Source organism: Arenimonas sp. GDDSR-1, assembly GCF_025980345.1.
In the GTDB taxonomy this organism is placed as follows: Bacteria; Pseudomonadota; Gammaproteobacteria; order Xanthomonadales; family Xanthomonadaceae; genus Arenimonas.
Genome location: NZ_JAPDUI010000017.1, coordinates 32,093 through 46,135 on the forward strand (window position 1 = coordinate 32,093; position 14,043 = coordinate 46,135).

Below are 14,043 nucleotides of genomic sequence, written 5' to 3' on the forward strand. Positions count from 1 at the left end.
GTAATGCAGCCGGGTTGCGCATTGTGCTGGTCAATCCCGAGGCATATTCGGTGCATATCGCCGAATATGATCCGGTAGCCTGCAAAAAAACGGGTGATGTCGGCTGGCTCAGCGGGGGCCGCAAAATCGATGCCGTGCGCATCGACATGCCAGGCAGTGAAATGCCACGCGAAGGACTCCTCGAACGGCGCATTCCGGCCGATCGACGGTTCGCCATCGGTGCCGGCTTCATCATGCCCAAACAGTCCATCAGTACCTCACTAATGGGAGCCATCAGCCCCGGCGGTGCCAGTGCTAAGGCGCTGACGGATTCGCAGTCTGCTTTCTGTGAAGCACCGGTGTTCATCCCGCTCGCCGGCCAGTTCTACGAATTGCACTTGCATCCGCAACCACAACGCTGCGAAAGTACGCTGTACCGGCTCGAAACCTTGACGGACGGCAACCTGAAGCGGATACCTGTAATGGCCGAGCGCATCCGCTTTCCCCTTGCACCGGGAAAACCGGTCTGCCCGGAATCCGGGCCATGAGCAACACGGATTTCTTCTCGCCGGCCATCGGACCCGTCTGTGTGTTCGGCGGTGGTAACGGCTGGGGAAAGCGCGTTGCCGAAACGATGATTAACGCCGGCTTCAAGGTGCTCATCGTTGAAAAACATGCCAGCCCTGCTGAAATCGACCAGGCGATTGCCAACAGCGTCCTGCTGTTCATCGCCATTCCGGATCCGGCCATTGATGGTCTGCTGCAGATGCACGGCAGTGCCATGCACGGCCGCATGCTGATCGACTGCGCCACCAACAAATCCGGATTCAACGTCCGGCTGCAGGAATTGGCCTCAAGCGGAGTCCGTGTCTGTTCGAGCCACCCGATGGCGGCCTCCAACGCCGCCCTGCGCGGACAGAACGTGCTGCTGATGCCCATCGGCAATCAGCCGGAGACTGCCGAAGCGGCGGCACGGCACATCTACGGCCTGCTCGGAATGCAGATCAGCCGGATCGATTTCACACGGCATGGCGAGATCATGGCAGTGGTCCAGATGCTGCCGCATGTGGTGCAACGGGTTTTCCTCGATGCGCTGGCCACCGGTCTGGCCGCGCATGCGCTGGACATTGCCGATCTGACGATGCTTGCCTCCGCGAACTACCTGCTGGCCGAGCTCGGTCTCGGGCGTGTCGCCGCGCAGCGCGGCGAGGTCTCCGCCGGCATCATCGCCACCGGAATGACCAGCGAGTTCGGCCGTAACCTGCTGGCGGTGCTGCATGACCGTCTGGAAGCCATCCAAACGCACGGCAGTTCACGTACCGAGCTGGCCGCACTGTTCGATGCGGCAACGCAACGCATTGATCCGGACGGCGTCTGGCGGCGGGACATGGCCCATAAATCGGAAGCTGCCCTGATCCGGCTCGGCAATCTCCGCAGCCGGAGCCTCGCGATCGAAGCCCCAAACCGTATCGGCATGCTTCGCGACATCCTGACCGTATTGGCGCGGCACAGCATCGATATGACCGCACTGGACTCGCAGTTGATGACAGGTGATGACGGCAGGGAGCGGGTCCGCTTCGAGATCGGCATCGGCGCGCAAGCCCTCGACCTGGAAGGCATTGAATCGGAGTTACGGACCTTCGATGCTCTGCTTTTTGATTAAGCCTGAAACACCCGGCCCATCAAGGGCCGGGCGTGTTGGAACTCAGAAGCGATAGGCCAGACCGAAGCGGATGACATCCGCCTGGAATTCCTGTGTCACGGTTTCGCCATAATTCGGGAAGGTGCTGCCCGGCGCATAATCCAGATCATAAGTCACATCGCCGCCGTCATAGCGGAGATATTCAAGGCGTCCACTCCAGTTGCCACCGAAGCGGAACTCCAGACCGGCACCGAGCACGGTTTGACTGAGGCTTTTCGAGGCACCGCCGATTTTGGCATAGCCGTTGTCAAGACCGGTTTCCGTCAACACCGTGGCAAAATCCACATCCGTCCAAGCCCAACCGGCGGTGAGGTAGACCATCACCTGATCGCCGGCATATCCGAAGCGGGGCCGGATCGAATAACTGTCGCCGGCATCGAAACCCTGCCCGACCGTATATTCAAGACCGCTGCCGGTAGCCAGAACGCTGCGGACATCATCTCCGTTTGCGCCGAAATCGCCGTACTCCGCCTCGATGCCGAGCACGAAGCCGTTATCGAAATCATGGTCGTAACCGGCAAAAAGACCCCAGGATGTTCCGCTACCGTCCACCTTTCCGGACAACGCATCCAGAACGGCCGTCTGTGTTGCAACCGTCTCGACGCTCCAGTTTCCGCTCAAGGCCGCCGAGGCATCCGCATCGCCGCTTCCCTGTCCGGCATTGAAGCCTGCATACCAACCGGACCACGAATCCGCTGCCGAGGCAGTCCCTGCAGCCGCCAGCAGCATGCTGGTCAAAATCGCACGTTTCAACATTTTTAATCCCCCGATGAATGATCTGATGTGATGTGCCGTTGCAATAAATGCTCTGGCGATTGATGCTAGCAATTCACCTTAAGCTTGTAAAACCATGCCGAATCCATTCAGGCACCGGTATGGGTACATTCATGTTCAATCTGCGCATATCAGCGGTTTGACAGTAAAATCAATTACCTGCCAAGCAACGCCGAAACTGAACAGGATGCAGAGTGTCCGTCGGTGCTGCGCAACATCCACCGGCATGACGACCGCCATAGCTGGAATCATGTCAATGCCTGCAAAGGTCATCATTCCTGAAAGCGGCGGGCGGATGGCGGCACCTGACATGAATATGGCATGCTCGTACTTCCCGCACATGGAAAAGGCAGTGACCCACATGACGTACCTCCCTCCGCTCTTTTTAGGGGCACACCGAGCGAAATCGTTCCTGCTTATTGTTTTCCTGGCTCTCCATTCAGGCCAGGTATCCGCCAACGGCCCGGACGGCTTTGTTTCGGAATCTCCGCTGCGGCGGGTGGAATACTGGCAGCTGCGCGCGGAAGCAATCGATGCGGCCCTGCAAGACCGTGCCGCATTATCCGCGGTGAAACTGGTATTTCTCGGCGACTCCATTACCGACTTCTGGCAACTGGGCGAGAATCCCTGGGTACGTGGGCAGAAATTCGGACAGGACAGCTGGCGGCCGGCCTTCGTTGAAGGACTTCCGGAAAACCGTGCCCTGAACATGGGAATTTCCGGAGACCGTACCGAACACGTGCTGTTCCGCATCCAGCCGAAAGCCGAAGGCGGCAGGGGGCAACTCGATGCGCCTGAATTGAATCCGGAGTTCATCGTGCTGATGATCGGCATCAACAATACCTGGGCGCAGGAAGATCCGGTGGTCGACAGCGTCTTCGCCGGCATTGTCTCGGTCCTGGATGCCGTGCATGCCCGCAAACCGAAGGCCCGTATCATCCTTCAGTCATTGCTTCCGACCAATGACGCCGAACGCAACCGGACTGTGGTGGTTCCGGTCAACGCCCGCGTAAAAGACCTGGCGGCCAGCCAGCCGCATGCCGGATACACCGTGTTCCTGGATCTGTATCCGAAGTTTACCGATGCCGACGGCGGACAGAACGCGGCACTGTTCGTGACCGACGGTGTGCATCCGAACGATGCCGGATACCGGACCTGGGGCGCCTCTCTGCTTCCCTTTCTGCGTTCCCAACGGCACCCCTATTGACGGACGCATGGCGGAACGCTGTAATGGCCTGAATCAAATCCACGGAGTCCGTCATGAGCGCACGCCCGAAATGGTATCTGCCTGTTTCAATCCTCGCCCTGCTGTGGAACCTGATGGGATGCGCCGCCTACCTCAGCGATGTGATGCTGAGCCCGGCTGACATCGCCGCCATGGATGCGGCGAACCAGACGCTGTACAACAGCCGGCCGGCCTGGGCAGTGGCAGCTACGGCCGTTGCGGTCTGGGGCGGCGCGGCCGGCTGCCTTGGCCTGATACTGCGCAAACGCTGGTCGGCCGTACTGCTCGAGCTGTCACTGGCGGGCGTGATTGTGCAGGACATCGGCCTGTTCATCCTCAGCGGCGTCAATCCAGGCAGCTTAGTGATGGCCATGCAGGGCTTTGTGCTGCTGGTCGCCATTGGACTGGTGGTGCTTTCACGCAGGGCGCTTGCCCGCGGATGGATTGGCTGATCAGCGCTCAGTTTCTTTCATCAGCGCCTGCATGTCCTGTAAATACGGCTTGTAATTCCCAATGGCAGTGATGGCTACGCCCTGATTGGCGACCCAAAAGCGCAGTTCCGGCAACAGTTTCGGATCCTTCAGATATGCATCGAGTACTGCTTGCGCCTCGACTTCGGAGACCGGCGATTCGCAATCGATGAGATACTGCTCACTCGGTTTGGGTTGCTGCCAGCACTTCGCCCAGATATGGTCGGCCACTTTTGATGGCGTCAGTCCCCGCACGAGCTTCCGATACTCCGGCTGCAGCATGAACAGATACGCGGTTCCGGAGCCGTTCTCCAGGTAATATTGGGACAGCGCATCGCGCAAGCGCTGGTTGCGGATCAGTCCCAGTTCGCCGCCACTGCGCATTTCCTGATAGGTCGAGTCGGAAGTCACCCATTGCCACAGCTGGCTGGCTTGATAAAACGCCAACACCGTTTTCCAGGCGGAGCCGTCCACCAATTCGCCGGTCTCGGCATAGCGGACAGCGCCCTTGCCATAGTTGATCACCTGTCGCCACAAAGCCTCGCGGCGCTCGATTGATTGCATATCAGCCTGCAGATTGACTTCAATGCGGGTCAAATACGCTTGCGCCTTGGCATCCTCGGCGCGCGCGGCATTCCAATTCGCCACTTGAATGCCCAAATAAACACCAGCCACCAACAATACAAACTCAATGCCGATAGCCATCCAGTTCTGTTCTTTCAGCGATTGCGAGAGGCGGCGGAGGATCATGGCGCGGCAAGTTCCTTTTCGATGGCCGCGAGCAGTTCAGCGGTTTCCTCGTTGATATCGCTCATCAGATGGTACTGGGTAATCGCCCACTCGCGCTGGCTGCGCAGGTAGGCCGCAAACCCCGGGTTTTCCCGTGCCAACGCCACGATTTCGGCAGCCGGCCGCTGATCGAACACCGATAGGCCCAACGGATACTGATCACGAGCCCCGTCGTTCCGGAAAGGGCGCAATACATTCGACTGGACATCCAGCAGGCTGTCGAAATTGCCGTAATAGGCCTGAATCTGATGTGCGAGTTTGCGGTTCTTCAGAAGCCCGAGGCGGCCGGAACTTATCAGGGATTCGTAGCCGTTGCGAGAACGCACCGAGATCCTCACCAGATTCACCGCGCCCATCAGGTGATCCAGCTGTTCGGGCGGAAACGCTTCGGCCGGCGGTGCTTCCCAACGCTCGCTGGCACGCACGAGAGTCACCGGCAGGCGGATTCCGAACGCCTGATCGTAAATGTAATCGACGGCGGCAATACGCAGTTTGGCCGAATCTTCCAGCTCATCGCGTATGGCAAGATGCATCCGGAGGTCCTGGGCGATTTCGGTCAGATGGCCGCGCACCAATTCACGCTCCACCCGGGCTTCCTTCCAGTTCGCCACTTGAATGCCGAGATAAACGCCGACCACCAGCAACACGAATTCGATGCCGATGGCCATCCAGTTCTGTTCTTTCAGGGATTGCGACAGGCGACGGAGGATCATGGATTTTCCTTGGCCATGGCGAGGATGTTGTTCCTGACATCATCGCTCAGAAACAGCTGGGCATTGCTCAACTGGGACTTGATGTCCCCGATACGGAGTCTCAGCAATTCGATGAAATCGGGATTCGAGCGCAATATGCCGGCGGCTCTGTCGATTTCATCAGATGAAAGGCCGGTGGTACAGGCATAATCAAGCGAGGTATCGATTCTGTCATAGTTTCCGACATCCTGGGGCAGATCGCCGCATTTGCTGCCGATGGCAGTCTGGACCTTCAACGGAATCTTCATCCGGAAGGCAATCCGGTATCTTGAATTGATGCCCTCGGACTTCAGGTTTTCATAGGCCACGCTGTTGTAGACCTCAAGCGCGGTTTTTCGCAGCATCGGATCCTTGATCAGGCCAAGCGACCCCGTCGAAGTCAGCTCGTCATAGGTCGACCGGTGTCGAACGGCTTCACCGTACTGGGTGGCGCGGTAGGCGGCGATGATCAGCGCCTCGTTCGACAACTGCGCATCGCCCTCCAGAGCATCCAGCGTTCTTTCGGCGTTGCTCAGGACATTGCCGTAATACCCATTCAGGGAAATATAGTTCCACGCTTCGGTTTTCAGGTCCTCGCGGAGCCGGCCGGTGAATATTTCGGATTGTTTGCTGGACACACGCTCCGCATTCCAGTTGCTCACCTGGATGCCCAAAACCACACCGCTCACCAGCAGAACGAACTCGATGACGATGGCGGTCCAATTCTGTTCTCTTAGGCTCTGTGCCAGCCGGCGAAGCATCATCGAACGCCTTCCTTGATTGCGGCAACGATAGGAACAATCTGTTTTCTGGTTGAGGCGTAATTGGCGGCTTTGGTGTCGTTTTCAGCAAGCTGATAGCGCAGCGCCTGCTCCATGCCCGGCGCCGCACGCAGCGCGGCGGCTGCGCGCTCGATGTCCTCGGCCGGCAAGTCGATATCGCACGTCCTGGGCAGCCAGGTGAGATTGGCCCGGCCTGTACGCCTGACCTGATCGCCACAGGCCGATTTGATCGCCTCCTGAACCGGATAGGGCATGACGCCGCGCATCAATTCGCGGTAATGCGGCCTGGACGTGACCGTCAGTGCATCGGTCCAGTCAAATTCGTAATAAGCGATCAGCAGGTTGCGGGCCTTTTCGGTACGGACCAGATTGACGGCGCCGGTAGCCACGATTTCATCGAAGGTCGACCGGCTGGACGCCGCCTCCTGCCACTGGCTTGCCTGATAGGCGCTGATGACGAATGTCTCGGCATCGACCGAACCCGGTGCCTCGAATTCACTTAAGGCGACTTTTGCATACGTCGCGGTGGTCAGGTAGTACGCCTGCAGCGCATCGACATTGTTGATTTCGCTTTCCAGATCGCCGATGAGACGGATGAACAGCTCATCCGCCCGACGCTGCTCAACCCGTGCCGCATTCCAGTTGCTGACCTGTATGCCCAGAAACACGCCGGTCACCAGCAGAATGAACTCGATCCAGATGGCGGTCCAGTTCTGTTCCTTAAGCGACTGCGAGAGCCTGCGGAGAATCATGGCTGCGCTCCGGTGACCGTCTTCAGTCCCTCTACAATATCGGAATTGTTCACGGTCATATCGAACAGACGGGTGCCGATGTCGGCAATACGCACGCGCAGATAGGGGACGAATTGCGGATTCGAACGCAATGACTTTGCCGATTTCTCAATCTCATCTTTTGGCAGATCAAGCGTGCACGGGTAATCGATGGCATTGAGAATGGCCTTGTAATCGCCGCGCGTGACGTAGCGGTCACCGCACTGCCGGGCGAGCGCGCGCTGCATGTCATTGTCGATACTCATCCGGAACGCTTCCCGATAATGCGACTTCACGCCCTCCTGCGCAAGACTGTCCATGCTCGGGACGTTGTAGATCCGCATGGCAGTCAGGCGCAATTTCTGATCCTTGATCAACCCGATATTTCCGGTTGAAATCAATTCGTCGTAAGTCGCCCGGAAACGTTGCGGATTCTTGTATTGCGTGGCGCGGTAGGCGTTGATGAGCAGCTGTTCATCCGACAGCGGCACTTTGCCGGTAAGCGCATTGACCGTCTTTTCGGCACTGACGAGCACATCGCGGTTGTATTCAATCAGGTATTGGTAAAAAAACGCCTCGTTGCGCAAATCGGCTTTCAGCCGCTCCGTGAACACCTCAGTCTTCCGCCTGGTTTCCCGTTCCGCATTCCAGTTGGAAACCTGCATACCCAGAAAAACACCGGTCACCAGCAGAATGAACTCGATCCAGATGGCGGTCCAGTTCTGTTCCTTCAGTGATTGCGAAAGACGGCGCAGGATCATGACGCAGCCCCGGACCGGTCCTGACCAGGATGCTGCCGCTTGCCGCGTGTGCAGTAAGGGTTCCCCATCGACATCCCCCGATGTCCCTGCAGGGCGGAATCGCGCTGCAAGAGCCTATAGTACCTGAGTTTTCAGGGGCGATTTCAAGGCTTTTTCTTGATGGCCAGGCTTCCGGCAGGACGATTTGGACGAACTACATGCCGCGCCCGAGCCGGCTTCGCTCCATCCACCACAGCAGGCTGCTGGCCAGCACCCAGCCGAGGAACCACGGCCAAGGCGAGCCTGGCACCGGCACGCGTGATGCCATGGCCGCATCCGGAGCAGGCGTGACCAGTTTCAGCGTGGCGGCACGGCTCAGGCTGCGGCGGAGCGCTTCGCCTTCTTTCGGGGAGTGGACATAAAACGGCAACTGGTTTTCGTCGCTGTAAAGCGTGTACCAGCCCGCGGCCTGCGGCCAGAATCCGGCGCAGCCCCGGTTGCTTCCGGTGGTTTCAACACTGAGCGCCTGACGCTCGCTATCGGTCTGAACCGTGGCGCCGGGCTGCAACTGACAGAACACCATGCGCTCTTGCGGCCAGGCCAGATCTCCACGCCGAACCGGCGGCATTTCCGTCTGCGGACGCGCCAACATCGAAACCAGATCACTCCAGATCCGGCTATGGGCATCACCGTATCCGGCCAATGCCAGACGGAAGCTGTCCGATAAGAGCAGTACGCCGACACGGCCATTGCCCTGCGCCCGCCAGAGGGCCAAAGGTTCGCCCTGTGTGCCCGTCAGTACAATCCGGGCATCGGCAGCGCTGACGCGCACCGGCTGCCGGGTCAGTGTCGGCCAATCGGCGCTTCCGGCATCCGGCGTCAGCTGCACGCTCTGGGTCAGCGTCGCCGCGTCGATGCGCAGTCCCATCTGCCGGAAATCCGCCGCCGTCTGCGCCGACATCGGGCCGGTGACACGCAGCAGCAACCCAAGACCGTTTGCAACGGCTTCACGGATATTGCGCCGCTGACCGGCATCGAAATTCTGCCAGGCGCGTTCGTCGACGATCAGCATGTCCTGCTCGGCCAATGTTTCGGCCCGGATTGCGGAATCTTCGGTACGCACCGCCATGCCCGGTCCGAGGGCGATATGGCTTTGCAGCTGCAGCCCCGCATCCAGTGCCCAGCGCCGGAGCGACTTCAGATCGGGCCCGGGGCCACCGGCATGACTGAGCAGTTTCATTGCCGTCGGTTGACTGACCGCAACCGGGACCGTGAAGTTCTCCCTGATCTTACCGGCGGAATCCAAGACCCGCAGTTGATAATTCACCCGCCCGGCGGCGCGTGCGATATCGGACAGTGCGGCCTGCCCGGAGGCATCGACGGCTTTGGCATCAACCAATGCGCCGGAAGGGTCCCGCAGTTCGACCCGCGCATCGGCCATGCCGGACACGCGGATGCGCAAGAGCCAACGGTGCCCGGTGCTGATCGATTCCGGCATCCAGAAATCGGTCAGTCCAATCGGCGGCGCGGAGGGCAGAAACCGGACGCCCCGACCCGCCACGGCTTCGCGGTCACGCGCGGGCAGGCCGTCGCCGACGATGAGCAATTGTCCGATGTCGGGCGATCGACGGAGCAAACTGGCCAGATCCGGAACGCGTGGCACCGCCAGCCCTGCCGGCGCTTCCGGCAAAGCGACGCGCTGGCCGACAGGAAGATTTCCGACGGTATCTGAGCCGGCCGTCATCACCATGCGCTGGCCGACAGGCACCTGCCGCGTTGGTGGAATCAATGCGTAATACAGCATCAGCGCCGAAATAACGCTCAAGAGCAGCAATGCACCGGTGCGCCATGGGCGGAATGCATGGCGGCGCGCGGAAAGTAGAATCAGCGCCGCGCTGATCAGAACGGCAATCCCGAGCACAACCGCCAGTAGCGTCGATGACATCATGGTTGGCGTTCCTTTTGCAGTGCCCGTTGATAGGGACTTTCAACCGGCTGCAGACGCCGTGCTTTCGGCACGGCGGGCGGCTTGGCCAATACCGGCCAGAGCAGCGCTTTGACCGCTTCGCGGCAGCTGCGGCAATCGGGCCGGCTCTCCATTTCCGCCAGCGCCACTTTCAGACCCAGGGCATCGGGCAGGCGATCGCCATGATCGGCCATCCAGGTTTTCAAATCGGCCGTCTTCGGCGGATCCGCCGCATCGAGACTTTGCCAGAACGCCAGCAGCGGAGCGTCCTCGCGCACGGCGGCACGCAACTCGTCGTCGGGCGCCTTGAAACCGCTACGGTCGCCGCTGAGCCGCCGGCTTTCATCGATCGGCGGCAATTCGGGACCGACACGGGCCAGATAGATCCGTTCAGCCTGTTGCACTTTCTTGATGAAGGCCAGAGCCCGGTATTCAAAGGGCAGCGCCTTGGCCGGTTCGGCCTGCCGCAGGTGCAGCTCGGCCTGCCACATTTCATTCAATGCCGAGCGCAGCAAGGATTTGGTTCCGGCATCGAGCAAGGTAGCGGCCTCCGGAATGTCATGCGTGTGTCCGAACTGCTCGAGGATGCTCTGATCGGAAACGGTTGCCGATTTTTCCGGCGCCTTGCCGCCGCCGTGGTCGTGACCGTCATCCGCGTGGTGCCCGCCGTCCTCCGACGGCGGTTCCGGGGTTTCGGATTCTTCGCCGAGGAACTGGCCGTAACGCAACCGAAGAACGCGCTGATCGACGCCGATGGTATCGGATCGGATTTCGAATTGCTCCCGGCTGAGTTTCTTCTTCTCGGCCAGCAGCTTTTCGGTGTCGATGATGATCTGGCGCTGGCTGCGGAAATAAGCCGGCATCACTTTTTTCAGCATGCCTTCGACGCCGCTGGCCTCATAGGCGTCTTCGACCGGCCAGCGCAGGATATACGCGGCGCTGACGGTGCTGTTGGCCTGCGGCCGGCGCCGGTCACCGACGCGGAACTGCACAATCAGATCATCGCCGGCCTGCATGCCCAGCGCGGCCAGATCCAGCGTGGCCGCATAGCGCTGCCGTTTTGACGTTCCTTGGCCGATCAACGCGCGGCTACTGCTTTTGAATTGGATGTTCTCGCCGCTGCCTTGGGCCAATTGAATTTCCATGACCGCATCGGACAGACCGTAATCGTCTTCGGCCTCCAGCTGCAGCGGCCATGTGCGCTGCCCCGGGGCAAGCAGGCTCAGACTGCGGTCCGGAAGGCTGACGCGCCATTGCGGCGCCTGATCGGGAATGGCATCCAGACGCTGCCAGGGTTTGTTCTGCGCCTGCCCGTCGATGACCGCCCGGTACACATCCGAAGCCGTCATGACGGCATCCGCTGTCCAGGCATCGCCTTCGCGGTGCAGATCCACGTTGCGCCCGCTGAAAAACTGCAGCCGCACCTGCCCGGGTTGCGGCGCGAATCGCAATTGCCAGACAATGCGGCTGCCCTCCGGAAATTTCGCCGGCAGACCGGTTTCATTCCGCGCAGGAAGTCCGGTGTATGCCGGTGGAATAATCCGAAGATGGGCCTCGATCAACTTTACCGGCGTACGCGCGACCGACTCCACGGTCGCTTGCGTTTTGAAGCGTCCGGCTTCCTGCGGCTTCGGCCAAAACAATGCGGCGGAAATCATGGCCAAGCTCAGCAGCAGCATTCCGGAAATCCACGCCATCGGGAACGGCCGGCGCAGATCCTGTTCCGGCAGGGCGGCCAGGCGCTGCTGGATGCGCTGACGCTGCAGGCCGACCAGAGGCGATTCGGACGTCTGATGGCCAAACAGCAGATCCGCACTGTTTTCCAGAACAGGCAAGGCATCCAGACGCCTGATCAGCCACGCGTTATCCAGGCGCTGCAGCCGATGCCGCAGAATCAATCCGAACAGCGCGAGCGCAGCACCCAGAAAAACCCAGGCGGCAATCGCGCCGACACTTTTCCCGAGGAGGTAACACGCCGCCGCCAATGGCGGAAGACCGATTGCCAGAACGACGCCGACCTCACGCCAACGGGCCTGTGTGAGCCAACGCAGGGGACGCACAGGAACCGTCATGCCGGCGGGCTCCGCGCCGGCCGCGTGGCCAGCACGCGTTCGGCAAGAAACAACAGGGCAATGGCCATCATCAGCCACGGCTGCAGTGGCTGCGGATCGGGAATGGTTCGCGCGGCGCCGGTACGGGGTCGCTGATTCAACGCCGATGCCGTGTCGGGCTGAGGCATTGCCGTCAGCACCGCCTGTAATTGATCGGGAAAGGCGGCATCAAGCAGTTGCGGCGTCTGCGAACCGTTCAAGGGCTGTCGCCACTGCAATATGCGGCCTTCGCCCAAGGCCTGCTGCTCAAGCAGGATGCTACCGTCTTCCGTGCGCCAAAGCACGTCAGACATGCCGGCATCGGTTAGCGCATCCGGCGCGAGCATGAGCGTACCGCCCGCCCGCCGTTTCCGGAATTTTGCCGGCGGACAGAACCACCCAGATCCGCGCCGATGCCGGTGGCGTAGCCTCCGCGGCAAGCAAGGGCAGATCGCGTTGCTGCGCCTCCGGCAGCTGCGCCTGCCAGACCCGGTAGGCCGCGCGGAAATAGCGCGCACGGTCTGCATTTGCAGGATCGGCAGTCAGCACCATGGCCGGAACTTCAGGCTGCGACGCGGTCTCGCGCGTCCGGCCTTTGACCACCCGCCATTCCACCGCACGCTGCAAGCGAGGCCGCTCGGCATCCCAACCATGCAGGCGTTCCGGCACCAGTACCGTCAAGCGGGTTTTGGCCGGTAGTCGTGCATCCAGTTCGCGCAGCAGACTGGCCACCGGAACCGCTGTCGGCGGCAGTGGACGGTCCGCTTCGGGAAAGCCGGGCGCCAGCCAATGCCTGCTCACCGAGGACCCCGAGGGCAGCTCGGCATCAGGTGGCCAGATGACGCCCGGCACCGCCACCAGCCAATGCGCCGGAGCCGACGTGTGCTGACGGACGGGAATCGCCAGAAAAAGTACAAGCAGCGCCAGCAGAAGCAGGCGAAGCAGCAGCAACAGCCATTCCTGCACGATCGGCTGACGCCGTGGACGGAAACGGGCCTGCAGCCAGCGCAAGGCGGCAAAATCGGTGCGCTGCTGCTGTGAGCGTCGGCTCAGATGGATCAGCACCGGCAGCGCCAAGGCCAGCAAGGCCAGAAATGCGGAAGGCAGCAGGAAATTCATGCGCTTTCCTGAAAGCGCGCCTTGCCCTGCGCGAACAGACGTACCAAGGGCGCGTCGAGGCGCTCATCCAGAACATACGGCACATGCCGGATGCCGGCCGAAGTCAGACGCAGCGCCAGTTCTTTGCAGGCGGCGGAAAACGCACGCAGATAGTCCTCGCGGGCGGCGGCGGCATCGGTCAGCAGGGCCGCGCCGGATTCGACATCGATGAAGCGCCGGCCATCGCGGAATGGAAAGTCGCGCTCTTCGACGGTCAGGATCTGGATATTCAGTACCTCGCGTCGGGCGGCGGCTAGCCGTTCAATCAAGGCCAGGGCACGCTCGTCGAAATCGTCGCTGAGCAGCAGCACCAGATCGTTGGCGTGGATGCGCTCCCAGATCGGCCGACAGGCGGCTTCATCCGGCCAGGCGCCCGCTGCCGACAACGCGCTCAAGGCCTGCAGACAACGGTCGCGGTGACGGGTGCCGCTGCCGGCATTGATGACCTGCAGTCGGTCACCGCTGACCGCAATCAGGCCGAAACGGTCGCCCTGCCGGCAGGCCAGCTCGAACAGACAGGCGGCCTGTGCTTTCGCGGCCTGCAGCCGGCTCCAGCCGGGCCGTGCGGCATCCGATTGCGCCATCGAAGCACTGGCGTCGAGCAGCACCCAGGCGGCCAGTGGACTGTCGCGCTCGGATTCACGCACGAAGAATTTATCGGAGCGCGCGTACAGTTTCCAGTCGATCTGGCGCGGCTCGTCGCCCGGCTCATAAGCGCGGTACTGGGCGAACTCCATGCCGGCGCCGCGTGAACGGCTGTGATGCTGGCCGATGCCGAGCGCGCCCGATACCCGGCGCGAGACCAGACGCAGCCCTTTCAGGCGCGCCCGGACATCAGCGGGAATCAGATCGGGTCCGGCCATGGCG

Annotated in this window: 16 protein-coding genes; 4 read left to right on the plus strand and 12 right to left on the minus strand. The window is 61.0% G+C overall.

From position 1 onward, the window contains the following. The first annotated feature begins 14 nt into the window (after nt 1–14). Together Q0W88_RS04470 and Q0W88_RS04475 are read left to right on the plus strand one after the other, a co-directional pair. Nucleotides 15–527, plus strand: coding sequence for a hypothetical protein (locus Q0W88_RS04470; protein ID WP_297800483.1), 513 nt, complete (start codon nt 15–17; stop codon nt 525–527). Continuing rightward, nucleotides 524–1,642 carry a prephenate dehydrogenase/arogenate dehydrogenase family protein gene (locus Q0W88_RS04475; RefSeq protein WP_297800486.1) on the plus strand — a complete coding sequence of 373 codons (1,119 nt, stop codon included), beginning with the start codon at nt 524–526 and terminating at the stop codon, nt 1,640–1,642. Before Q0W88_RS04470 ends, Q0W88_RS04475 begins: the two co-directional genes overlap by 4 nt. Before the next feature lie 42 nt (nt 1,643–1,684). On the opposite strand, the gene Q0W88_RS04480 is transcribed toward Q0W88_RS04475, so the two are convergent. Together Q0W88_RS04480 and Q0W88_RS04485 are read right to left on the minus strand one after the other, a co-directional pair. Continuing rightward, nucleotides 1,685–2,437, minus strand: coding sequence for an outer membrane beta-barrel protein (locus Q0W88_RS04480; protein WP_297800488.1), 753 nt, complete (start codon nt 2,435–2,437; stop codon nt 1,685–1,687). 135 nt (nt 2,438–2,572) lie between these two features. After that, nucleotides 2,573–2,818, minus strand: coding sequence for a hypothetical protein (locus tag Q0W88_RS04485; RefSeq protein WP_297800491.1), 246 nt, complete (start codon nt 2,816–2,818; stop codon nt 2,573–2,575). A 136-nt stretch (nt 2,819–2,954) separates the two neighbouring features. Here Q0W88_RS04485 and Q0W88_RS04490 point away from each other — a divergent pair, with 136 nt between their 5' ends. Together Q0W88_RS04490 and Q0W88_RS04495 are read left to right on the plus strand one after the other, a co-directional pair. Further along, complete coding sequence (locus Q0W88_RS04490) at nt 2,955–3,662, plus strand: GDSL-type esterase/lipase family protein (RefSeq protein WP_297800493.1); 708 nt, start codon at nt 2,955–2,957, stop codon at nt 3,660–3,662. Nucleotides 3,663–3,715: 53 nt separating this feature from the next. Then, a complete protein-coding gene (locus tag Q0W88_RS04495; RefSeq protein WP_297800494.1) occupies nt 3,716–4,132 on the plus strand; it encodes a hypothetical protein in 417 nt (138 codons plus the stop codon). On the opposite strand, the gene Q0W88_RS04500 is transcribed toward Q0W88_RS04495, so the two are convergent. From Q0W88_RS04500 to Q0W88_RS04545, 10 genes are all read right to left on the minus strand, one after another. Then, a complete protein-coding gene (locus tag Q0W88_RS04500; protein ID WP_297800496.1) occupies nt 4,133–4,900 on the minus strand; it encodes a hypothetical protein in 768 nt (255 codons plus the stop codon). After that, nucleotides 4,897–5,652, minus strand: coding sequence for a hypothetical protein (locus Q0W88_RS04505; RefSeq protein WP_297800498.1), 756 nt, complete (start codon nt 5,650–5,652; stop codon nt 4,897–4,899). Before Q0W88_RS04505 ends, Q0W88_RS04500 begins: the two co-directional genes overlap by 4 nt. After that, nucleotides 5,649–6,434: a hypothetical protein gene (locus Q0W88_RS04510; RefSeq protein ID WP_297800500.1), complete on the minus strand. Its 786-nt coding sequence runs from the start codon at nt 6,432–6,434 to the stop codon at nt 5,649–5,651. The genes Q0W88_RS04505 and Q0W88_RS04510 overlap by 4 nt, the downstream gene beginning before the upstream one ends. Then, a complete protein-coding gene (locus Q0W88_RS04515; protein ID WP_297800503.1) occupies nt 6,431–7,204 on the minus strand; it encodes a hypothetical protein in 774 nt (257 codons plus the stop codon). Before Q0W88_RS04515 ends, Q0W88_RS04510 begins: the two co-directional genes overlap by 4 nt. Beyond that, nucleotides 7,201–7,983 (minus strand): DUF6090 family protein, encoded by a 783-nt coding sequence (locus Q0W88_RS04520; protein WP_297800506.1) that lies wholly within the window; start codon nt 7,981–7,983, stop codon nt 7,201–7,203. Before Q0W88_RS04520 ends, Q0W88_RS04515 begins: the two co-directional genes overlap by 4 nt. A gap of 193 nt (nt 7,984–8,176) precedes the next feature. Then, on the minus strand, nt 8,177–9,910 hold the full coding sequence (locus Q0W88_RS04525) for a hypothetical protein (protein WP_297800508.1): 1,734 nt from the start codon (nt 9,908–9,910) through the stop codon (nt 8,177–8,179). Next, nucleotides 9,907–12,000, minus strand: coding sequence for a hypothetical protein (locus tag Q0W88_RS04530; protein ID WP_297800510.1), 2,094 nt, complete (start codon nt 11,998–12,000; stop codon nt 9,907–9,909). Before Q0W88_RS04530 ends, Q0W88_RS04525 begins: the two co-directional genes overlap by 4 nt. Beyond that, a complete protein-coding gene (locus tag Q0W88_RS04535; protein WP_297800512.1) occupies nt 11,997–12,332 on the minus strand; it encodes a hypothetical protein in 336 nt (111 codons plus the stop codon). The genes Q0W88_RS04530 and Q0W88_RS04535 overlap by 4 nt, the downstream gene beginning before the upstream one ends. Then, complete coding sequence (locus Q0W88_RS04540) at nt 12,325–13,137, minus strand: BatA domain-containing protein (RefSeq protein WP_297800515.1); 813 nt, start codon at nt 13,135–13,137, stop codon at nt 12,325–12,327. Before Q0W88_RS04540 ends, Q0W88_RS04535 begins: the two co-directional genes overlap by 8 nt. Beyond that, nucleotides 13,134–14,039 (minus strand): DUF58 domain-containing protein, encoded by a 906-nt coding sequence (locus Q0W88_RS04545; RefSeq protein ID WP_297800519.1) that lies wholly within the window; start codon nt 14,037–14,039, stop codon nt 13,134–13,136. The genes Q0W88_RS04540 and Q0W88_RS04545 overlap by 4 nt, the downstream gene beginning before the upstream one ends. Between the last annotated feature and the right edge of the window lie 4 nt (nt 14,040–14,043).